The 19,844-nt window shown below is 70.9% G+C and carries 18 protein-coding genes; 17 read left to right on the forward strand and 1 reads right to left on the reverse strand.

Translation table 11 applies throughout. The features are described from left to right. Window positions 1-4: 4 nt before the first annotated feature. Window positions 5-1,180, reverse strand: a complete 1,176-nt coding sequence (locus tag ACLF3M_RS26180) for a thiolase C-terminal domain-containing protein (protein WP_430659942.1) — start codon at window positions 1,178-1,180, stop codon at window positions 5-7. A gap of 146 nt (window positions 1,181-1,326) precedes the next feature. Here ACLF3M_RS26180 and ACLF3M_RS26185 point away from each other — a divergent pair, with 146 nt between their 5' ends. The 17 genes from ACLF3M_RS26185 to ACLF3M_RS26265 all read left to right on the forward strand — a co-directional run bounded on the left by ACLF3M_RS26185 (window position 1,327) and on the right by ACLF3M_RS26265 (window position 19,842). After that, window positions 1,327-2,490: an acyl-CoA dehydrogenase family protein gene (locus ACLF3M_RS26185; RefSeq protein ID WP_430659943.1), complete on the forward strand. Its 1,164-nt coding sequence runs from the start codon at window positions 1,327-1,329 to the stop codon at window positions 2,488-2,490. Between the two features lie 105 nt (window positions 2,491-2,595). Next, window positions 2,596-3,291, forward strand: a complete 696-nt coding sequence (locus ACLF3M_RS26190; protein ID WP_430659944.1) for a TetR/AcrR family transcriptional regulator — start codon at window positions 2,596-2,598, stop codon at window positions 3,289-3,291. 139 nt (window positions 3,292-3,430) lie between these two features. Then, the gene (locus ACLF3M_RS26195) at window positions 3,431-4,582 is read left to right on the forward strand and encodes a CaiB/BaiF CoA transferase family protein (RefSeq protein ID WP_430659945.1); all 1,152 of its coding nucleotides are present in this window, start codon (window positions 3,431-3,433) and stop codon (window positions 4,580-4,582) included. Between the two features lie 193 nt (window positions 4,583-4,775). Then, window positions 4,776-6,389 carry a class I adenylate-forming enzyme family protein gene (locus ACLF3M_RS26200; protein ID WP_430659946.1) on the forward strand — a complete coding sequence of 538 codons (1,614 nt, stop codon included), beginning with the start codon at window positions 4,776-4,778 and terminating at the stop codon, window positions 6,387-6,389. A gap of 4 nt (window positions 6,390-6,393) precedes the next feature. Beyond that, complete coding sequence (locus ACLF3M_RS26205; RefSeq protein WP_430659947.1) at window positions 6,394-7,269, forward strand: cyclase family protein; 876 nt, start codon at window positions 6,394-6,396, stop codon at window positions 7,267-7,269. Beyond that, window positions 7,266-8,312, forward strand: a complete 1,047-nt coding sequence (locus ACLF3M_RS26210; protein WP_430659948.1) for an alcohol dehydrogenase catalytic domain-containing protein — start codon at window positions 7,266-7,268, stop codon at window positions 8,310-8,312. The genes ACLF3M_RS26205 and ACLF3M_RS26210 overlap by 4 nt, the downstream gene beginning before the upstream one ends. Continuing rightward, window positions 8,309-9,265 carry a branched-chain amino acid ABC transporter permease gene (locus tag ACLF3M_RS26215; RefSeq protein WP_430659949.1) on the forward strand — a complete coding sequence of 319 codons (957 nt, stop codon included), beginning with the start codon at window positions 8,309-8,311 and terminating at the stop codon, window positions 9,263-9,265. Before ACLF3M_RS26210 ends, ACLF3M_RS26215 begins: the two co-directional genes overlap by 4 nt. Window position 9,266: 1 nt before the next feature. Then, window positions 9,267-11,027, forward strand: coding sequence for an ABC transporter permease subunit (locus ACLF3M_RS26220; RefSeq protein WP_430659950.1), 1,761 nt, complete (start codon window positions 9,267-9,269; stop codon window positions 11,025-11,027). Then, window positions 11,014-11,718 (forward strand): ABC transporter ATP-binding protein, encoded by a 705-nt coding sequence (locus tag ACLF3M_RS26225; protein WP_430659951.1) that lies wholly within the window; start codon window positions 11,014-11,016, stop codon window positions 11,716-11,718. The genes ACLF3M_RS26220 and ACLF3M_RS26225 overlap by 14 nt, the downstream gene beginning before the upstream one ends. A 19-nt stretch (window positions 11,719-11,737) precedes the next feature. Then, complete coding sequence (locus ACLF3M_RS26230; protein ID WP_430659952.1) at window positions 11,738-12,970, forward strand: ABC transporter substrate-binding protein; 1,233 nt, start codon at window positions 11,738-11,740, stop codon at window positions 12,968-12,970. A gap of 5 nt (window positions 12,971-12,975) precedes the next feature. Next, window positions 12,976-14,115 (forward strand): CaiB/BaiF CoA transferase family protein, encoded by a 1,140-nt coding sequence (locus tag ACLF3M_RS26235; RefSeq protein ID WP_430659953.1) that lies wholly within the window; start codon window positions 12,976-12,978, stop codon window positions 14,113-14,115. A 52-nt stretch (window positions 14,116-14,167) separates the two neighbouring features. Next, window positions 14,168-15,280 (forward strand): thiolase C-terminal domain-containing protein, encoded by a 1,113-nt coding sequence (locus tag ACLF3M_RS26240; protein ID WP_430659954.1) that lies wholly within the window; start codon window positions 14,168-14,170, stop codon window positions 15,278-15,280. Further along, complete coding sequence (locus ACLF3M_RS26245) at window positions 15,277-16,458, forward strand: thiolase family protein (RefSeq protein ID WP_430659955.1); 1,182 nt, start codon at window positions 15,277-15,279, stop codon at window positions 16,456-16,458. Before ACLF3M_RS26240 ends, ACLF3M_RS26245 begins: the two co-directional genes overlap by 4 nt. A 14-nt stretch (window positions 16,459-16,472) precedes the next feature. Next, on the forward strand, window positions 16,473-16,931 hold the full coding sequence (locus tag ACLF3M_RS26250) for a Zn-ribbon domain-containing OB-fold protein (protein WP_430659956.1): 459 nt from the start codon (window positions 16,473-16,475) through the stop codon (window positions 16,929-16,931). Further along, complete coding sequence (locus tag ACLF3M_RS26255) at window positions 16,928-17,914, forward strand: Bug family tripartite tricarboxylate transporter substrate binding protein (RefSeq protein ID WP_430659957.1); 987 nt, start codon at window positions 16,928-16,930, stop codon at window positions 17,912-17,914. Before ACLF3M_RS26250 ends, ACLF3M_RS26255 begins: the two co-directional genes overlap by 4 nt. A gap of 4 nt (window positions 17,915-17,918) precedes the next feature. Beyond that, on the forward strand, window positions 17,919-18,875 hold the full coding sequence (locus tag ACLF3M_RS26260; protein WP_430659958.1) for an SMP-30/gluconolactonase/LRE family protein: 957 nt from the start codon (window positions 17,919-17,921) through the stop codon (window positions 18,873-18,875). Between the two features lie 16 nt (window positions 18,876-18,891). Then, entirely contained in the window at window positions 18,892-19,842 is a 951-nt protein-coding gene (locus ACLF3M_RS26265) for a Bug family tripartite tricarboxylate transporter substrate binding protein (RefSeq protein WP_430659959.1), read from the forward strand. The last annotated feature ends 2 nt before the right edge of the window (window positions 19,843-19,844 follow it).

A 19,844-nucleotide genomic window follows, 5' to 3' on the forward strand; every position in this document is an offset into this window, starting at 1 on the left:
CGGCTCAGCGCTGCAGGATGACGGAATCGCCCCAGCACGTGCCCCATTGCAGGCAGCGTGCGTCGGGGATCTGGCGCGGCCCGGCCTCGCCGCGGAGCTGGCGGACCATCTCCGCGATCGAGTTCCAGCCGCAGACATGCGCCTCGGAGAGCAGGCCGCCCGAGGTGTTCACCGGCAGTTCGCCGCCGGGCCCGATGCGGCCGCCCTGCACCCAGCCCGCGGCCTCGCCGGGCCCGCAGAAGCCGAAGCGTTCCAGCGCGAAGAGCACGAGGGGCGAGAAGGCGTCGTAGGTGTAGAAGCCCTGGATCGCGCCGCGCTCCAGCCCGGCCATGCGGTAGGCCGCGAGGTCGCGCTCGCGCGGGGTGACGCGGGCCGTGGGCTGCTGGTTGATGCCGAGGTTGGGCGGCGCGAAGATGAACTCGTCCCGGCCGGATCGGATGCCCTGCATCCCGGTGATGCGGATGGGCTTCTGCCGCAGGTCGCGGGCACGGTCCGCGCCGGCGAGCAGCACGACGACCGCGCCATCGGTGACGAGCGAGCAGTCGAACAGGCGCAGCGGGTCCACGATCATGCGCGCGGCCTGATGGTCCTCGGTCGTGAGGGGTTTCTTCATCAGCGCCTGGGGGTTCAACTGCGCGTGCCGGCGGAGCGCGACCGGCACCGCCGCAAGCTCCGCGCTGGTCGCGTCGTAAAGCGCCATGTAGCGCTGCATCGCGAAGGCCGCGCCGGCGGCCGGCGAGGTCAGGCCGAAAACCGGGTTCTCCCCATGCGTCGCACCCTGCTCCCGCATGCCTTCCTGGTCGCCAGGCCCGCCGAGGATGTGGCGTTCGCGGGTGAAGCAGATCGCGGTGATGCAGGCCACCACCGACGCCATGCCCGTCGCGATCGCCATCGCGGCGTGCTGCAGCGCGCTGGTGACGAAGCGCCCATGCGTCCAGGCCTGGTTCACGTAGTCGACCTCGAGGCCGTAGACCTCCGCCATGCGGTCGTAGTCGGCGCCGAGCGGCCAGCCCATGTGCAGCGAGAGCCCGTCGATGTCCGACCGCTGCAGCCCGGCATCGTCCAGCGCCGCGCGCAGTGCCTGCGCGCCAAGGCCGAGCTGGCTGTCGGGCAGGAACCGACCGAAGGCGCTCTGCCCGATCCCGACGATCGCGACCTTCCCGCTGATGCTCCCCGACATGGCCACTGCCGCTCCCGCTCAGCCTTCCGGACCCTGCACAGCGCAAGCGCGCCGCGCGTGGCGGAAAGCCTTGCATTGGTACGCGATCCCGGCTTTACTGGCCAGTAGAAGAATATGCCAGATGGCATCCCGCGAGGAAACCCAGCTTGATCCCCCGCACGCTCTTCAGCCTCGAGCACGACATCTTCCGCGATTCGGTCCGCCGCTTCATCGCGGACGAGATCACGCCGCAGCATGCAGAGTGGGAGAAGGCCGGCATCGTCCCGCGCGACCTGTGGCGGAAGGCCGGCGCCGCCGGCTTCCTTTGCACCGAGGTGCCGGAGGAGTATGGCGGCGCCGGCGGCGACTTCCTGTTCGGCGCGATCATGGTGGAGGAGATGGCGCGTGCTGGCGCCACCGGCCCGACCTTCTACCTCCATTCCGAGATCATTTCCCCCTACCTCGTGCACTACGGCACCGAGGCGCAGAAGCAGCGCTGGCTTCCCGCCATGGCGCGTGGCGAGGTGATCACCGCGCTCGGCATGAGCGAGCCTTCGGGCGGCAGCGACCTCGCCGCCATCAAGACTACCGCGATCCGCGATGGCGACGAATACGTCGTGAACGGCCAGAAGGTGTTCATCACCTCGGGCCACAACGCGGACCTGCTGGTGCTGGCCTGCAAGACCGATCCGAAGGCGGGCGCGCGCGGCATCAGCCTGCTGCTGGTCGAGACCGACCGGCCCGGCTTCACCCGCGGCCGCAAACTCGAGAAGATCGGCTGCAAGGCGCAGGACACCTCGGAGCTGTTCTTCCAGGACATGCGTGTCCCGGCCGCCAACCTACTGGGACAGGAAGGCCGCGGCTTCCACCAGCTCATGCAAGAGCTCGCGCAGGAAAGGCTCGTGCAGGGGATCCGCGCGATCGCCTCGGCGGAAGCCGCGATTGAATGGACGCTCGACTATGCGACGCAGCGCCGCATGTTCGGCCAGACGCTCGCCGACTTCCAGAACACCCGCTTCAGGCTCGCAGAGATGCGGGCCGAGACCCAGGCGCAGCGCGTCTTCCTCGACCGCTGCATCGAGCTGCACCTGGCTCGCCAGCTCTCAGCGACCGACGCGGCGATGCTCAAGCTCACCACGACGGAGCTGCAGGGGCGCGTGATGGATGGATGCCTGCAGCTCTTCGGCGGCTGGGGCTACATGTGGGAGTTCCCGATCGCCCGCGCCTTCGTGGACGCCAGGCTCGGGCGGATCGGTGGCGGCGCCGTGGAGGTGATGAAGGAGATCATCGCCCGCGAGATGCTGCCCGCGAACCGGCGGTCCGAGCGATGACGTCGCACGCCGCGCTTTCCCGCGCCTTCCCCTGGAACAGACGCTCAATCTCTGGTATGAGGTACGACTCCGTACCCTCCGGAATCAAGGCAGACCCGTTTCACGATGTCTACGACAACAACGGCTCCGACGCTGGGCATCCGGGACGAGGTGGCAGCGCTGAAGCGCGAGCGGACCATCACCGCCGCCGTCGAGCTCTTCTACGACCGCGGCTACGAGAACACGACGCTCGATGCGGTTGCCGAGCGGCTCGGCGTCACCAAACCCTTCATCTACGCCCATTTCAGCTCGAAGACCGAACTGCTGGCGGAGATCTGCTCGCGCGGCATCGCCTCGGCGCTGGAGGCCATGGACAGCGTGCTCGCGCTCGACCGGCCGCCGACTGGCAAGCTGGCGGAGCTCGGGCGTCGCTTCGTGACGGCGGTGCTCCGCAGCCAGAAGCACATCGCGATCTTTGCGCGGGAGGAGAAGAACCTCCTGCCCGCGGACTTCGCCCGGATCAGCAAGATGCGGCGCGACTTCGACCACAAGCTCTCGGCCCTGCTGGAGGAAGGCGTGGCGGCCGGGGAGTTCCGGATCGCCGATCCGCGCCTGGCGGCGCTCGCCATCGGCGGCATGGTGAGCTGGGCCTATGTCTGGTACCGCCCGAACGGACGCCTGGCCCTGCCCGACCTGGCGGAGGAGATGTCGCGCCTGCTGCTCGCCATGGCGCAGGCCGAGGCGCCGGCGCCGCGGGCGGCACGCGCTGCCCAGCCGCGCCCGCGTGCCGTCGCGGCGAAACGCCCGACTCGCCGCCGCTAGCCCGCCATCGCGCTGACCGTGATCAGCGCGAGAGCGTCCCGGCTGCTGTTTGCTCCCGCGGTTCACGCCCTGGCGTGCCTACTTTCAGTGCGCGCACTCAGGGCGATCGCGGGCTAGCGGCTCGTCACGGACGGGCGCCATGACCGGCGCCCTGGACGGGATCCGCGTCCTCGACCTCTCTTCCGTTGTCCTAGGCCCGATGACGGCGCAGATGCTCGGCGACCTCGGCGCCGATGTGATCAAGGTGGAGGCGCCGGAAGGCGACATCACGCGCTCCATCGGCCCACGCCGCCACGAGGGCATGGGCGCGCTGTTCATGGCCAACAACCGCAACAAGCGCAGCATCGTGCTGGACCTCAAGCAGCCGGAGGGCCAGGCTCGGCTGTGCGCCCTGGCGGCGCGGAGCGACGTGCTGCTGCATTCGATCCGTACGCCCGCGGCCGAGCGGCTCGGCCTGTCATGGGCGGCGCTGTCGGCGCCCAATCCACGCCTCGTGCTCTGCCACGCCACCGGCTTCGCGGAAGGCGGCCCCTATGCCGGCCGCCCCGCCTATGACGACATCGTGCAGGCCCTGTCGGGCCTGGCGATGCTGCAGCAGGTCGCGGCCGGGGAGCCGCGCTACGTGCCCTCGATCATCGGCGACAAGGTGGCCGCAGTGCATGCCGCGCTCGGCATCGCGGTGGCGCTGTTCCATCGGGAACGCAGCGGGCTCGGGCAGCAGGTGAAGGTGCCGATGCTGGAGACGCTCGTCGCCTTCAACGCCGCCGAGCACCTCGGAGGCTGCATCTTCGAGCCGCCGGCCGGCGAGATGGGCTACACGCCGGTGCGCAAGGCCCTCCGCCGGCCCTTCCGCACCGCGGACGGATGGATCTGCCTGCTGCCCTACACCGATGCGCATTGGAAGCGCTTCCTGGAGATCGCGGGGCGCAGCGAGCTCGCGGCCGATCCGGCCTGGGCGACGCTGGCCGGCCGGCAGTCGCATCTAGACGAGGTCTGGGCGACCGTCGCCGCGCTGCTGATGGAGCGCGGCAATGCAGCCTGGCTCGAGGCGCTGCTCGCGGCCGACATTCCGGTCGCCGCCGTGCAGGACCTCGAGCAGCTGCTGGATGATCCGCACCTTGTCGCGACCGGCTTCTGGGAGATGCACCGCCACCCCACCGAGGGAATGCTGCGCCTGCCCGCAAGCCCGCTCGGCCTGGTGGCGACTCCGCCATCCATCCGCCGCCTGCCGCCGCGCCTCGGCGAGCACACGGAGGAAGTGCTGCGGGAGTTCGGGCTGGAGCCGCACTAGGCGCCGGCCCGTGGCCGGGCGGCGGAGCGGGAGGATTTTCCCGCTTGCGTTCGTTCGGGACATTAGGCTACTGTTCAGTATGTTCAGGAACGCATCAGATACCGCGCTCCTGCCAGAACAGGACCGGAGGGAGGACGCAATGCGAAGCAGGGCCCGGCACGCGCCACCCCCCTGTCCGGCCCGCTGATCGCGCATGCGCCCGCCGCTCGCCCGCACCCTGCACGACCTGCTGGAGGAGCAGGCGGCCGCACGGCCCGACGCGCCGGCTGTGGTCGCCGCCGGACAGTCGGTGACCTACGCCGCCCTTGCCGCGCGTGCCCGAGCCGTTGCCGCCGCGCTGCGCGCGCGCGGCTTTGCCCATGGCGAGCGCGTCGGCCTGCTGATGAACAACCGCGTGGAGTTCCTGGAGGCGCTGTTCGGCGCCTCCGCCACCGGCGCGGTGATCGTGCCCTTCAGCACCTGGTCAACCAGGCAGGAGCTCGACTTCCTGCTGGCCGATTCCGGGGTGCGCACGCTGTTCGCGCTGCCGCACTTCGGCAAGGAGGATTTTTCAGAATCCCTCGGCGCGCTGGTCCCTGAAACAGCGGCGGGCGAGGGCTGGCGCTCCACACGCTTCCCCTCCCTGCGCGAGCTCGTGATGGTCGGCGGCGACGCGCCGCGCGGCTGGCTGGACTACGAGGCGCTGCTGGCCACGCCGCCCGCGATGGCACCGCTCCCTCCGGGCGAGGCGGCAGGCGCGGGCGACGACGGCATCGTGCTCTACACCTCGGGCTCGACCAGCAAGCCGAAGGCGGTACGGCTGATCCAGCACGGCATCGTCGAGAACGGCTTCAACATCGGCGAACGCCAGGGCCTGCTGCCGGAGGACCGCGTCCTCGCCGCGATCCCGCTGTTCTGGGCCTATGGCGCGGTCAACGCGCTGCCCGCCACCTTCGGCCACGGCGCGACGCTGGTCCTGCAGTCCCGCTTCGAGCCTGGCGAGGCGCTTGACCTGATCGAGCGGCACCGCTGCACCTCGATCTACACGCTGCCCGCAATGACGGCGGCACTGATCCGCCACCCCGACTTCCGGCCGGAGCGCACGCGGAGCCTGCAGAAGGGTCTGACGATCGGCGCGCCGCAGGACGTGGTCGCCGCGGCGCAGCATCTCGGCGCCTCGCAGATCAGCAACATCTATGGCGCGAGCGAGACCTACGGGAATTGCTGCGTCACCCCGCATGACTGGCCGCTGGAGCTGCGCAGCACCTGCCAGGGGCCGCCGCTGCCCGGCGTGCGCCTGCGCATCGTGGACCCCGAGACCGGCGAGGAGCTCGGCCGTGGCCGGCCGGGCCTGATCGAAGTGTCGGGCTACCTCATGCGGGGCTATGGCGGCGCGAGCGCCGACTACAACGCTGCCGTCTTCACCGGGGACGGCTGGTTCCGCAGCGGCGACATCGGTCAGCTCGACGCCGAGGGCCGCGTGCAGTTCCTCGGCCGCAGCGGCGAGATGATCAAGCGCTCCGGCATCAACGTCTCTCCGGCCGAGGTCGAGGATGCGCTGATGCAGCATCCCGCGGTCTCGCAGGCCGGCGTGGTCGGCGTGCCGGATGCGGAGAAGGGCGAGCTGATCGTCGCCTTCGTCGTGCCCAAGCCCGATGCGCCGCTCGGCGAGCAGGAGCTGGTCGCGCATTGCCGCGCCATCGCCTCTGCCTACAAGGTGCCGGACCGCATCGAGATCCGCGCCGCGCTGCCGACCACCGTGACGGGCAAGCTGCTGCGGAGGTCCCTGAAGGATGAGGCGGCCGCCCTGCGGCCCGCGAAGGGCTGAGCGGATGGCGCGCGAGGCCTGGGGACGCTGGGGAGAACAGGACGAGGCCGGCGCGCCGAACCTCGCGGGCGCCGCGCAGGTGCGGCGCGCGGCCGGGCTGGTGCGCAGCGGCCGCGTCGTCCCGCTCGCGCAGCCCCTGCATGCGGCGACGCCGATCCCGCATCACCGCGCGCCGATGATGCACTTCATGGGCCGTGACGGCGGCGACTACGCCGCCGGTGCGAAGCGACCGGGCGGCTTCCAGTTCGCCGAGGACACGGTCGTGCTGCCGCTGCATCTGGGTACGCATGTGGACGCGCTGTGCCATGCCTGGTGCGACGACCTTCTCTACAACGGCTTTCCCGGCAATACGCTGCGCAGCACGACGGGTGCGCAGCGCCTGGGCGTCGAGAAGCTGCCGCCGCTGGTCACGCGGGGCATCCTGCTCGACCTCGCGGTGGACGGGCCGCTGCCGGACGGCACGCCGGTCGGGCGCACCGCCTTGCAGGAAGCCGCCGCACGCGCCGGCGTCATGCCCGAGGAGGGCGACGCTGTCCTGCTGCGCACCGGCTGGCTCGAGGCGCAGGACGGGAAGCCGAACCGGCTGATCTCCTTCGACACCGAACCCGGCCTGGACGTGGAAGGAGCGCTCTGGCTGGCGGAGCACGGCATCGCCCTGGTCGGCGCGGACAACTTCGCCATCGAGGTCCTGCCCTTTCCCGCCGGCCAGGTCTTCCCGGTGCACCAGCGCCTGCTGCGCGACCACGGGATCCCGCTGCTCGAAGGCATGCGGCTCAAGGCGCTGGCCGAGGCGGGCGCGACCGCCTTCCTGTTCATGGCCGCAGCGCTGCCGCTCACCGGCGCGACCGGCAGCCCGCTGACCCCCGTGGCCGTGCTGTGAAGGCCGTCGTCGTCCGTGCCACCGGCCCTGCCGAGACCGCGCTCGGGATCGAGACGCTGCCCGATCCGGCGCCCGGGCCCGGCCAGGTCGTGCTACGCGTCGAGGCCTGCGGCGTCTGCTTCCATGACATCGTCACGCGCAACGGCACGCTGAAGACCGGCGTCGAGCTGCCTTTCATCCCGGGCCACGAGATCTGCGGGACGATCGTCGCGGCCGGCCGGGACGTGCGCGACGCGCGCATCGGCCAGCGGGTGGCGACCACGCAGCGCGGCCATGTCTGCGGCATCTGCCGCCACTGCACGCAAGCGCGCGAGCCGCTCTGCGCGGAAGCCGTGTTCCTCGGCGATGCCGGCCTGAACGGCGGCTATGCGGACTACGTCGTGCTCGATGCCGGCATGGTTGTGCCTGTGCCGGAAGGCGTGGCGCCCGAGGCCGCCGCCATCGCCGCCTGCGCGATCGGCACGATGTTCCATGCAACGCGCGAGGTGGGCCGCGTCGCGCCTGGCGATACGGTGCTCGTCACCGGCGCCGGCGGCGGGCTCGGCATGCACGGCGTGCAGCTCGCGCGGCTGGCCGGCGCCCGCGTGCTGGCCCAGACGACGTCGCCCTCCAAGGTCGCGCCGCTGCGCGATGCCGGCGCCGACGACGTTGTGCTGCATGCCCGCGGCGAGGATTTCTCGGGCGCCGTAAGGGATCTGACGGCGGGGGAGGGGGCGGACGTCGTCCTCGACACCGTAGGCACGCCGCTCTTCCAGCCGACCCGGCGCAGCCTCGCCAAGGCTGGGCGTTGGGTGCTGATCGGCCAGCTCAACGGCGACTTCGTGCCCTTCAATCCCGCCCAGCTCTTTCTGCGCGGGATCTCTCTGCTCAGTGCGACCAGCACCACGCGCGCCGAGCTTCGTCAGGTCCTCTCCCTGCTGGCACGTGGCGCGATCCGCGCCGTGCTCGACCGCGCGCTGCCGCTCGCTGCAGCGGCGGAGGCCCACCTGATTGTCGAGGCGGGCAGCGCCGTTGGCCGCGTGACGCTGAGGCCGGCCGCATGAACGCCGCCGCCTTCATGGAGCAGGCCGCCCAGGCGCTGACCGCAGGCATCATGGTCGGCTGCGTCTACGGGCTGCTCTGCGTCGGGCTCGCCTTCATCTTCGGGATCATGCGCGTCATCAACTTCGCGCAGGGCGACTTCATGATGGTCGGGATGTACCTGGCCTTCTTCCTGGCGACGAACGTGCTCGGCACGACGCTGCTCGGCGAGGCCACGCCCTTCGTCGCGGCGGCGCTGACGGTCCCCATCCTCTTCGTCCTAGGCGCGGCGCTGCACCGGCTGCTGATCGCGCGCACTACAGGGCTGCGTGCCGTCGGGCTCTCGGCGGAAGGTCACCAGGCGCAGCTCATCCTGACGCTCGGCATCGCGCTGGTCCTGCAGAACGGCGCACTGATCTTGCTCGGCACCTCGCCCCACACCGTGCTGACGCCGCTCTCCTCCTCCGCCTGGGAAGTGCCGCTGCTCTACGACGATTTCAGCGCCGTCTTCATCAACCAGGCGCGCGCCATCGCCGCGCTGCTTTCCCTCGTCGTCGCCTTCGCCCTGTTCCGCCTGGTGTCGAGTACGCGGCTCGGCAAGTCGCTCCGCGCCGCGGCCGACAACCCGGAAGCCGCGACCTACATGGGCATCGACGTGGACCGCGCGCACCGCACGGCCTTCGCGATCGGCACCGCGGTGGCGGGACTCGCCGGCGGGCTCATCGTTGCCTACTACCCCGTGCAGCCCTTCGTCGGCGTGGACTTCATCATCATCATGTATGCCGGCGTGGTGCTCGGCGGCATGGGCAGCATCAGCGGCGCCTTCTGGGGCGGCATGGTGATCGGCCTGGTGCAGCAGCTTTCCACCCTGGTCATGCCGCTGCAGCTGCAGAACGCCGCGATCTTCGCGGCCTTCGTGCTGATCCTGCTGTTCCGACCGCAGGGGCTGTTCGGCCGCAACGTGGAGCGCGCCTGAGATGGCGCGCCTGCTGCCGCCCCGCACCCTCCTGCTGATCGCGGCCTTCTGCGCCGCCTGGCTCGCGCTCGGCTGGGTCGTGCCGAACCGCTACTACCAGCTGCTGCTGACGCTGGTGCCGATCTGGGCGGTGCTCGGCGTGTCCTGGAACCTGTTCAGCGGCTACAGCGGACTCGTCTCCTTCGGCCATGCGGCGTTCTTCGGCCTCGGCGCCTATGCCGTCACGCTGATGCTGGTGAAGTTTGGCCTGACGCCGTGGTTCGGGATCCCGGTCGCGGCGGGGCTCGGCGCGGTGGCGGGCCTTGCGATCGGCGTGCCGACCTTCCGGCTGCGCGGCATCTACTTCGCGCTCGCCATGCTCGCCTACCCGCTGGTGCTGACCTACCTCTTCGACTGGATGGGGCTGCAGGAGGTTTCCATCCCGCTGAAGCGCGAGCACGCGGCCTGGTTCATGCAGTTTCAGGACCCGCGCGCCTACCTCGCCATCGCGCTGGGCCTGCTGGCGGTCTCCCTCGCGATCTGCTCCGCGGTCGAGAATTCGCGCTTCGGCCTCTCGCTGCTCGCGATCAAGCAGAACGAGCTGGCGGCCGAGGCGGCCGGCGTGGACACCCGCGCCTGGAAGCTGCGCGCCATCGCGCTCAGCGGCGCGATCGCGGCCGCCGCCGGCGGCCTCTACGCGATGGTGCTGCTGGTGGTGACGCCGGGCTCCGTCTTCGGTCTCGTCGTCTCGGCGGAGGCGGTGATCCTGCCGATGTTCGGCGGCGCCGGGACGCTGTGGGGGCCGGTAATCGGCGCCGCCATCCTCGTCCCGCTCGCCGAGACGCTACGCGCGGAGTTCGGCGGGTTCCTGCCCGGCATCCACGGCGTGCTCTATGGCCTGGCGATCATCCTGGTGATCCTGCTGGCGCCCGAGGGCCTCTACTGGAAGATCCGCGACCTGCGCGCGCCGCGCCAGGCGCGGGCGGTGGCCGCGCCGGCCCAGGCACCCCGCCCCGACCCCGCGCCGCGCCCACCGGTCGGCGACGGTGCGCTGCTCGAGGTGCGCGGCCTCGGCCGCAACTTCGGCGGCGTCGCGGCGGTGCAGGACGTCTCCTTCACCGTGCCGCAGGGCGAGATCCTCGGCATCATCGGCCCGAACGGCGCGGGCAAGACGACGCTGTTCAACATGCTGAACGGCATCGTCGTGCCGAGCGCGGGAGAGCTGCGCTTCGAAGGGCGGAGCCTCGTCGGGCTGCGCCCGAACGCGATCTGCCGGCTCGGCGTCGGCCGGACCTTCCAGGTCGCCCGCGCCTTCGCCCGCATGACCATCCTGGAGAACGTGCTGGTCGGCGCCTTCGTCGCCCATGCCACGGATGCCGCGGCGCGGCAGGCGGCGCGCCGCGCCCTCGCCCAGGTCGGGCTCGAGGACAAGGCGGAGGCGATCGCCGGCGACCTCACGACCCGAGACCTCCGCCTGATGGAGCTCGCCCGCGCGCTGGCCGGCGGACCGCGCCTGCTGCTGCTGGACGAGCCGCTCGCTGGCCTTGGCGCCGCGGAGACCGACGAGCTGATCGCCGTCGTCCGCCGCCTGCCCGCCGCCGGCGTCACCGTCGTCATCATCGAGCACACGATGCACGCCATGGTCGGCCTGGTGGACCGCTTCGTCGTGCTCGACCAGGGAAGGCTGCTCGCCGAGGGGCCACCGGCGCAGGTCACCCGCCAGCCGGAAGTCATCGAGGCCTATCTCGGCCGTAAATGGGCGCTGTCTCATGCTGCGGGTTGAGGATCTCTCGGTGGCCTATGGCGGCCTTGCCGCGCTGCGCGATGTCTCCCTCGAGGTGCGCGCCGGGGAGTTCATCGCCGTCGTCGGCCCGAACGGGGCGGGCAAGACGACGCTGTTCAAGGCGATCTCCGGCACCGTCCCGGCGCGCGCCGGCCGCATCCTGCTCGAGGGCCAGGACCTGCTCGCCGGCCCGGCGGCGGAACGCGCGCATCTCGGCATCGCGCATGTGCCGGAGGGCCGGCGAGTCTTCGCCTCGCTCAGCGTGCTCGAGAACCTGGAGATGGGCGCCTGGCCCGCGGCCGGGCGCGCGGTCTTCGCGCAGTCGCTGGAGCGGATCTACGCGCTGTTCCCCATCCTGGCGGAGCGCCGCGCGCAGTATGCGGGGACGCTCTCCGGCGGGCAGCAGCAGATGCTGGCGATCGGCCGCGCGCTGGCGTCGCGGCCGCGCCTGCTGATGCTCGACGAGCCGTCCATGGGCCTCTCGCCCGTCATGGCGGACACGATCTTTGACGCGATCCGCGAACTGCACCGGACCGACGGCATGACCATCCTGCTCGTCGAGCAGCGCGTCGCGGAGGCGCTGGACGCCTGCGACCGCGGCTACGTGCTGGAAACCGGGCGAATCGTGCTGGACGGGCCGGTTGGCGAACTGTCCGCCGACCGGCTGCGCCAGGCCTATCTCGGCGTCTGACCTCAGGAGGAGAACGGCAATGACGCTTTCACGCAGGCAGTTCGGTTCGCTCACCGCCGCGGCGACGCTCGGCCTTGCCGCGCCCGCGGTCCGCGCCCAGGCGCGCGAGGTGGTCTTCGCAATGGCGTCGCCGCTCAGCGGACCCTGGGCGCGCCTCGGCGAGCTGTCGGTGCTTGGCGCCCGCTTCGCGGTGGACGAGATCAACAACGCCGGCGGCATCCGTGCCCTCGGCGGCGCGCGCGTGCGGCTCGCCACGGTGGATGTCGGCGACAGCCCGGAGAAGGCGAAGACCGCGGCCGAGCGCCTGCTCGCGCAGGAGCCGCAGCTCGTCGGCGGGGCCGGCGCCTATGTCTCCTCCTTCACGCTGGCGGTCACCGAGGTGACGGAGCGCGCGGGCGTGCCGTGGCTGACGCTCTCCTATTCCGACCTGATCACCAGCCGCGGCTTCCGCCACGTCTATCAGACCTCGCCGACCGCCGACGACCAGGCGGCGAATGCGCTGCCCACCATCATCGAGCTGGCGAAGGCCGCGACCGGCCGCGCGCCGCAGACCATGGGCATCGTGATGGACAACACGGCCTCGCCGGTTTCCTTCACCCGCGGCCTGCGCGCCGGCGGGGCGGAGCGGCTCGGCGTGCGCATCGTGGTGGACGAGACCTTCACGCCGCCGCTCTCCGATGCCGGCCCGGTGATGCAGCGCGTGCGCGCGGCGCGGCCGGACATCCTGCTGCTGCTGCCCACCGCGATCCCCGACATCAAGCTGACGCTCGAGAAGCTCAACGAGATCGGCCTTGGCCGCGGCCGCCTGCCCATCATCAACAATGGCGGCCCGATGGGCTCGCCCGACCTGCTGCGCCTGCTCGGCCCCAACCTGCTGGAAGGCGCGATGTTCATCACCGCGACCTGGGGCATGAAGGGCCAGGAGGATCTGATCGCCCGGTTCCGCGAGAAGACCGGCGAGCCCTGGATCACGCAGGACAGCCTGTCGAACTACGGCCACATGATGATCCTGCGGGAGGCGGTGGAGCGCGCCGGCACGACCGAGCGCGAGAAGGTCAATGACGCGATCCGCGCGCTCGACCTGACCGAAGGCCCCGCCGCGGGTGCCTACCCCGGCCATCGCGTGAGGTTCGACGAGCGCGGCCGCCGTGTCGGCGCGCCGCTGGTGATCGCGCAATGGCAGAACGGCGTGCCCGTCACCGTCTATCCGAACGACGCCGCCATGGCGCAGCCGATCTGGCCGAGGCGCTGACCGTGATGGACGGCGGGCACCCGGTATCGCGTCTCGGCCGCTTCGCCCAGGGCCTGCGGGTGCTCGACCTCTCCTGGTTCCTGCCGGGGCCGCTGGCCAGCCTGCTGCTGGCCGACATGGGCGCCGAGGTGCTGAAGATCGAGCCGCCATCGGGCGACCCGATGCGCGATCTCGGGCCTCGCGACGCCGCCGGCACGCCCGTCTTCCATGCCGCGGTGAACGCCGGCAAGACCTTGCTGCGCATGGACCTCAAGCGCCCGGACGGCCATGCCGCCTTCCTCGACCTGGTGCGCGGCGCGGACGTGCTGATCGAAGGGTTCCGGCCCGGCGTCATGGCGCGCCTCGGCGCGGACTGGGCGACGCTGCGCGCGGTCAATCCGCGGCTGATCTACTGCTCGGTGAGCGGCTACGGCACCGGGAGTCCGCTGGCGCAGGCGGCGGGGCACGACAACAACTACCTCGCCACCGCCGGCGTGATGCACCGCAACGGGGAGGGCACGCCCGCCTTCCTCGATCCGCCGGTCGCCGACGGCACCGGCGCGCTGTTCGCCGCCCTCGCCATCCTCGGCGCGCTGCTCGCGCGCGGAAGGGACGGGCAGGGCTGCCACATCGACCTCGGGCTGGCCGACGCCCCCATGCCGCTGCAGATCTTCCAGGTTGCCGGCCACGGCGCCACCGGAGAGGTGCCGCAGCCCGCGGAGACCTACCTCAACGGCGGCGCCGCCTATTACCGCACCTATCGCTGCGCCGATGGGCGGCACGTCACGCTAGGCGCCATCGAGCCGAAATTCTGGCGCGCCTTCTGCCTCGCCGCGCAGCGCCCGGACTGGATCGCCCGCCAGGCCGATCCGCTCCCGCAGGCCGCACTGATGGCCGAGGTTCAGGCGGTGATCGGGCGCTTCACGCGCGACGAGGCCGTCGCCCGCTTCGGCCCGGCCGATTGCTGCTTCAGTGCGGTGCTCGATCTCGGCGAGGCCGTCGCCTCGCCGCACCACGAGGCGCGCCGCCTTGTGCGTCGCAGCGCCGATGGCGCGCTGCAGACATTGTTCCCGGCCTGGGTGGATGGCGTGCCGCCTTCCGCCCGCCCGCTGATGCGCGAGACGGATGCGCGACCGGCGGTCCCCCACGCCGGCGCCGCGGACTGAACGAGGGAGAGAGGAACAGATGGCAGCAGGACCAAGGGTCGGGGTGGTGGGCGTGACCATACGCCCCAGCATCCCCGACGACGGACACCACTCCCTGGAGGAGCATCTGCACGACGCCATGAAGGCGACGCTGGCGGATGCCGGGCTGACGACCGACGACCTGGAAGGGATCGCGGTCGGCGCGAACGACCAGTATGACGGCCGTGCGATCACCGTCATGATGGCCTCCGCGCCGCTCGGCGGCGTGGACCGCGACATCCTCTCGACGCCCTCTTCGGGCGAGCATGCCTTCATCCTCGGCGCGCTCCGCATCGCCTCCGGCCAGTTCCGGACGCAGCTCGTCGTCGCATGGAGCCCGACCGAGGCGTCCTCGATCCCCGAGGCGCAGCGGCTGGCGAATGACCCGCTGTTCCATCGGCGCCTACCGCTGGACGAGCTTGCCGCCGCCGCGCTGCAGGCGAACGTGCTGGAGCACGCCGACCCCGGCACTGGCCGTGTCGCCGAGGGTGTGCTCGCCGCGGGCCGGCGCAACGGCGCGCGCGCCTTCCCCGAGTTGGTGAAGGCCAACCCGCCGAAGGGCCGCCCGACCCGCTGGCCGCTGCGGGAGGACACCGTCCCGCAGCCGGCCACCGGCATCGTCGCGCTGATGCTCGCCTCGGAGGATTTCATCCGGGAACGCAGCCTTGGCTCCGTCGCCTGGATCTCCGGCATGGGCTGGGCGACCGAGCCCGCCTTCCTCGGCGACCGCGACCTCGCGAAGGCGCCGGCGCTGGAGGCTGCCGCGAAGCAGGCCTATGGCGAGGCTGGCGTGACGAATGCGGCGACCGCCTTCGACCTCGCCGAGGTCACCGACGTCACGCCGTACCAGGCGCTGATCGCGCTGGACGCGCTCGGCCTCGCGCCGCGGGGGCAATGGCAGGAAAAGCCGCCGGCGTTCGGGCCAGACGAGAAGATGCCGGTGAACCTTTCAGGCGGTGTCGCCTCCCTCAATCCGGTCTTCTGCACCGGCCTGATCCGCATCGCCGAAGTGGCGAACCAGCTCCGCGGTCGAGCCGGCGCGCATCAGAAGCCCGGGGCCAAGCGAGGCCTTGCGCATGCCGCGAGCGGACCCGCCATGCAGTACCAGACAGTCATTGTCCTCGACGCCGGGAGGAACGCGGCATGAGCGGGCGCGTCGGCATCATCGGCATCGGCCAGTCGAACTTCCAGCCGCGGCGCAACGACGCCAGCTATCCCGACCTGGTGCGCGAAGCCGTCGTCATCGCCATGCGCGATGCCGGTCTCGACTTCGACGAAATAGAGGCGGTGGTCTATTCGCTGTCGCCCGACGCCATGGTCGGCATTGGCAATGCCGAGCGGCTCGGCGTGGATGCGGTAGGCGCGCGCAACAAGCGCTTCCTGCGCATCAACACCGGCGGCGCCACCGGGATCTCCTCCGTCGCCACAGCCTGGACGCACGTCGCGTCGGGTGCCTGCGACGTCGTGCTGACCGCGGGCGCCGACAAGGTCGGCGAGTGCGGCGACAGCCAGACCGTGCTGAACAAGATCTGGGACCCGATCTACGAACGCAGCCTGCCGCTCGGCACGATCAACATGCTCGCGATGTCCGCGATCCGCTACGCCCACAAATACGGCATGACGCAGGAGGACATGGCGCGCGTCGTGGTGAAGAACCGGCGGCACGCGTCGAAGAACCCGCACGCGCATCTTCGCACCGAGACCACCATCGAGGAGGTGATGGCCTCCCGTATGATCTCCTGGCCGGTCAAGCTGTTCGACTGCTGCCCGCAATCCTCGGGCGGCTGCGCGATGGTGCTTGCTTCGGAACGCTGGATCAAGGAGCGCGGGCTGGACGCGGTGTGGATCACCGGCCTCGCCCACAGCTCCGAGACCTACTACCTCGGCGACCGCATGGGCCGTGGCTACACGGCCGACCATGCCGACGCACATGCGCTGAAGGCGTCGTTCAAGAAGTCCTATGCGATGGCCGGCATCAAGGACCCGCGCAAGCAGGTGCACGCGGCCGAGCTCTACGCCCCCTTCAGCAACACCGAGTTCCACTCGATCGAGGCCGCTGACCTCGCCGATCTCGGCACGTCGCCGGCGATGCTGAGCGAAGGCGCCTTCGCGCTTGGTGGCAATGCCGGCGCGGTGGTGAACCCTTCGGGTGGTGTGCTCTGCACCAATGCCATCGCGGTCACGGCGATGGTGCGCGTGGCGGAAGCCGCGCTGCAGGTCTGGGGCCGCGCGGGCGAGCGCCAGATCAAGGGCGCGCGCGTCGGCATCGCGAGCGGCAATGGCGGTGACCATCAGTTCTTCGGAACGATGGTCGTGGAAGCTTGAAAGGGATGACGGACATGGAACTGCTGAAGCGCCAGGAAGACTGGAAGATCACCTACACTCATGCTCTCGGCGAGACCGCGAGCTGGTTCTACGTGCAGATCCGCGATCACGCGAAGATCTACGGCAAGCGGGACGCCAAGTCCGGCCGCGTTCTCGTCCCGCCGCGCGCCTTCTCCGACCAGACCCTGGAACCGACGACGGATTGGGTGGAGGTCGGCCCCGGCGGCGTGATCGAGGCCTTCACCATCGTCTACGACAAGTTTAACAACCTGCCCGATCCGCCCTACGCCTTCGGCTACGTCATGCTGGACGGCGCCGACACCGCACTCGGCGGCTTCTTTAAGGGCGTGGAGCTGACGAACGGCGAGGAAGCCGCGAAGCGCCTGGCCATCGGCACGCGCGTCGTCACGCGCTTTGCCGAGAAGCGCATCGGCGACGTGCTCGACTTCTGGTTCGAGCCGGTCTCCTCGTGACAACGTCGCGTCGCGCGACGCTCGGCCGGGTGCTGCTCGGCGCGTTGGGCATGGCCCTGTCGGGCCTGCCCACCCGGGCGCAGGGCGACTTCCCGACGCGCCCCGTCCGTCTCGTCTCGGGATTCGCGCCGGGCGGCGGCACGGACATCCTGGGCCGTCTGGTCGCGCAGCGGTTCGGCGAGATCTGGCGCGGCAGCATGATCGTGGAGAACCGCAGCGGCGCCTCCGGCGTGGTCGGCGCCACCTTCGTCGCGCGTGCACCGACGGATGGCTATACGCTGCTGCTCATGCCGAACTCGCAGACCATCACGCAGCATGTCCAGCGCAACAGCGGCTTCGACGTGCAGCGCGACCTGGCGCCGGTCGGGATGATCGCGACCTCGCCGCTCGTGCTGTCCGTCCATGCCAGCCTGCCGATCCGCAGCGTGGCGGAGCTCGTCGCCTACGACCGCGCCAATCCGGGCAGGCTGCATCACGGCAGCGCCGGGACGGCCACCGCGCCGCATCTAGCGGGCGAGCTGTTCAACATCACGGCGGGCACCGGGATGGAGCATGTGCCTTATCGCGGCTCCGGCCCGGCCGTCACGGCGCATGTCGCCAACGAGGTCGGCGTCGCCTTCGGCCCGCTGAACTCCATCGAAGGATTCGTCAGGGATGGCCAGCTCCGCATCCTCGCCGTGCTCGGCGCGAGCCGCTACGAGGGGCTGCCGGACGTGCCGACCATGGCCGAGAGCGGATACCCCGGCTACGAGGTGGACCTCTGGTACGCGCTGCTCGCGCCGTCGGGCACGCCCGTCCCCATTATACAGCGGCTGAACGCCGACCTGAATCGCGTGCTCACCGATCCGACGATGCGGGCCGCGATGGTCCAGCGCGGCTTCATCCCCGCGCCCGGGACGCCGGAGGCGCTCGGCGCCGTCATCGCCGCCGACCTTGCTCGCTGGAAGACGGTGACCGACCGCGTCGAGATCCGGCTGGACTGACGGCATGGGGACCGAGATCGGGCTTCACGGCATTGGCTTCGTGGGCGAAGGACTTGCCCGCCCGGAATGCGTGCTGGCGACGCGGCGCGGCGACCTCTTTGTCTCCGACAGGCGCGGCGGCGTCACGCATATCGAGCCTGACGGCGCGCAGCGGTTGATCGGTGGCGGCAGCCTGGTGCCGAACGGCATTGCGCTGCTGCGCGACGGCAGCTTCGCGATCGCGAACCTCTCCGACGATGGCGGCGTCTGGCGCCTGTACCGGGACGGACGGATCGAACCCGAGGTGACGGAGATCGCCGGCCGGCGGCTCGGCAGCGTAAACTTCGTGCGCACGGACAGCCAGGGACGCCTCTGGATCTGCGTGAGCACTGTCCGTCCTGGCGAGAACCAGTACCGCACGGATGTTCCTGACGGCTTCATCGCGCTGAAGGATGAGGCCGGGCTGCGCGTCGTCGCCACCGATCTCGTCTGGACGAACGAATGCTTCCCCGACGAGGCGCGAGGCCATCTCTATGTGAACGAGACCTTCGGCCGGCGGCTGACGCGCTTCGACATGGCGCCCGATGGCAGCCTCTCCAACCGCATCACCATCGCCACCTTCGGGCACGGCGACTATCCGGATGGCCTGTCCATGGATGAGGCCGGCGGCGTCTGGGTCGTCAGCGTCGCCAGCAACCGCGTCATCCGCATCGCCCCCGATGGCACGCGCGAGGTGCTGGTCGAGGACAGCGACGAGAGCCATCTCGATGCGCTCGAAGCCGCGCTGCACGCGCGGAAACTGACGCGGCCGATGATCCACGAGGCACGCAGCCGCCTGCTGCGCAACAGCAGCAGCATCGCCTTCGGCGGCGCCGACCGGCGCACTGCCCATCTCGGCTGCCTGGCCGGGGAGCGGCTGGCCACCTTCCGCGCGCCTTTCGCCGGCGTGGCGCCGGTCCACTGGGACGCGAATAGGGACTGAGAGAGGGAACGGCAGGATGATCCATCGCCGCACGTTGCTGGCCGCGACACTCGCCGCACCCGCCGCCCTCGCCCAGGGCCGCGGCCCGGTGAGGCTGGTCGTCGGCTTCCCGCCTGGCGGCTCGGGCGACCTCTTCGCGCGCCTCATCGCGGAGCCCCTGCGCGACGAGCTGGGGCGGCCCGTGATCGTGGAGAACCGCCCCGGCGCAGGCGGCGTCACCGCCGTGGAGTACTTCCTCCGCCAGCCCGCGGACGGCTCCGTGCTGATGATGCACACCGGGTCTTCCGCCGTGGCCGGACCGATCTCGCGGCGCAACCCCCCCTACAATCCGATGACCGATTTCGCCTGGGTCGCGCTGCTCTCCAATGCGCCCTTCGCCGTAGCGCTGAACCCGCGGGTACCGGCCGAGGACCTGCGGGGCTTCGTCGCCTATGCCAAGGCGCAGAACGGCGCGCTGTCCTACAGCAGCGCAGGTATCGGCACGACCGTGCACCTCGCGGCGGAGGCGCTGAATGCCGCGACCGGCATCCAGGTGCAGCACGTGCCCTATCCCGGCAGCGCACCGGCGATCACCGATGCGATCAACGGCACCGTCGCCTACAACATCGAGACCTACGGCACGCTGCTGCCGCACCACCGCGCCGGCGCGCTTCGCATCGTCGCCACGCTGGCCGAGGAGCGCGCCGCCATCGCGCCGGATATCCCGACTGCGAAAGAGCAGGGCTGGGAAGTCTCCGCCGGCACCTACAACCTGCTCGCAGCGCCGGTCGGCACGCCGCGCGACGCCATGGAGCAGGTCTCGGCCGCGATCGGCCGCGTGATGGCGAAGCAGGAGATGCAGGACCGTCTGGCGGCCCTCGGCATCACCGGTTTCGCCCGGTCGAACCCGGACGAGGCGAAGGCATTCGTCGCGGCGGAGATCGCGCGCTGGACGCCCATCGTCCAGCGCCTTGGCATCGCGTTGTAGCG

It is taken from the genome of Falsiroseomonas sp. HW251 (genome assembly GCF_050563545.1).
Classification (GTDB): domain Bacteria; phylum Pseudomonadota; class Alphaproteobacteria; order Acetobacterales; family Acetobacteraceae; genus Falsiroseomonas.

What these genes read in the sequence shown, in the direction of transcription:
- ACLF3M_RS26180 (WP_430659942.1), bottom strand. Translation starts at nt 1,180, where the DNA reads ATGTCGGGGAGCATCAGCGGGAAGGTCGCGATCGTCGGGATCGGGCAG.
- ACLF3M_RS26190 (WP_430659944.1), top strand. Translation starts at nt 2,596, where the DNA reads ATGTCTACGACAACAACGGCTCCGACGCTGGGCATCCGGGACGAGGTG.
- ACLF3M_RS26195 (WP_430659945.1), top strand. Translation starts at nt 3,431, where the DNA reads ATGACCGGCGCCCTGGACGGGATCCGCGTCCTCGACCTCTCTTCCGTT.
- ACLF3M_RS26200 (WP_430659946.1), top strand. Translation starts at nt 4,776, where the DNA reads ATGCGCCCGCCGCTCGCCCGCACCCTGCACGACCTGCTGGAGGAGCAG.
- ACLF3M_RS26205 (WP_430659947.1), top strand. Translation starts at nt 6,394, where the DNA reads ATGGCGCGCGAGGCCTGGGGACGCTGGGGAGAACAGGACGAGGCCGGC.
- ACLF3M_RS26215 (WP_430659949.1), top strand. Translation starts at nt 8,309, where the DNA reads ATGAACGCCGCCGCCTTCATGGAGCAGGCCGCCCAGGCGCTGACCGCA.
- ACLF3M_RS26220 (WP_430659950.1), top strand. Translation starts at nt 9,267, where the DNA reads ATGGCGCGCCTGCTGCCGCCCCGCACCCTCCTGCTGATCGCGGCCTTC.
- ACLF3M_RS26225 (WP_430659951.1), top strand. Translation starts at nt 11,014, where the DNA reads ATGCTGCGGGTTGAGGATCTCTCGGTGGCCTATGGCGGCCTTGCCGCG.
- ACLF3M_RS26230 (WP_430659952.1), top strand. Translation starts at nt 11,738, where the DNA reads ATGACGCTTTCACGCAGGCAGTTCGGTTCGCTCACCGCCGCGGCGACG.
- ACLF3M_RS26235 (WP_430659953.1), top strand. Translation starts at nt 12,976, where the DNA reads ATGGACGGCGGGCACCCGGTATCGCGTCTCGGCCGCTTCGCCCAGGGC.
- ACLF3M_RS26245 (WP_430659955.1), top strand. Translation starts at nt 15,277, where the DNA reads ATGAGCGGGCGCGTCGGCATCATCGGCATCGGCCAGTCGAACTTCCAG.
- ACLF3M_RS26250 (WP_430659956.1), top strand. Translation starts at nt 16,473, where the DNA reads ATGGAACTGCTGAAGCGCCAGGAAGACTGGAAGATCACCTACACTCAT.
- ACLF3M_RS26260 (WP_430659958.1), top strand. Translation starts at nt 17,919, where the DNA reads ATGGGGACCGAGATCGGGCTTCACGGCATTGGCTTCGTGGGCGAAGGA.
- ACLF3M_RS26265 (WP_430659959.1), top strand. Translation starts at nt 18,892, where the DNA reads ATGATCCATCGCCGCACGTTGCTGGCCGCGACACTCGCCGCACCCGCC.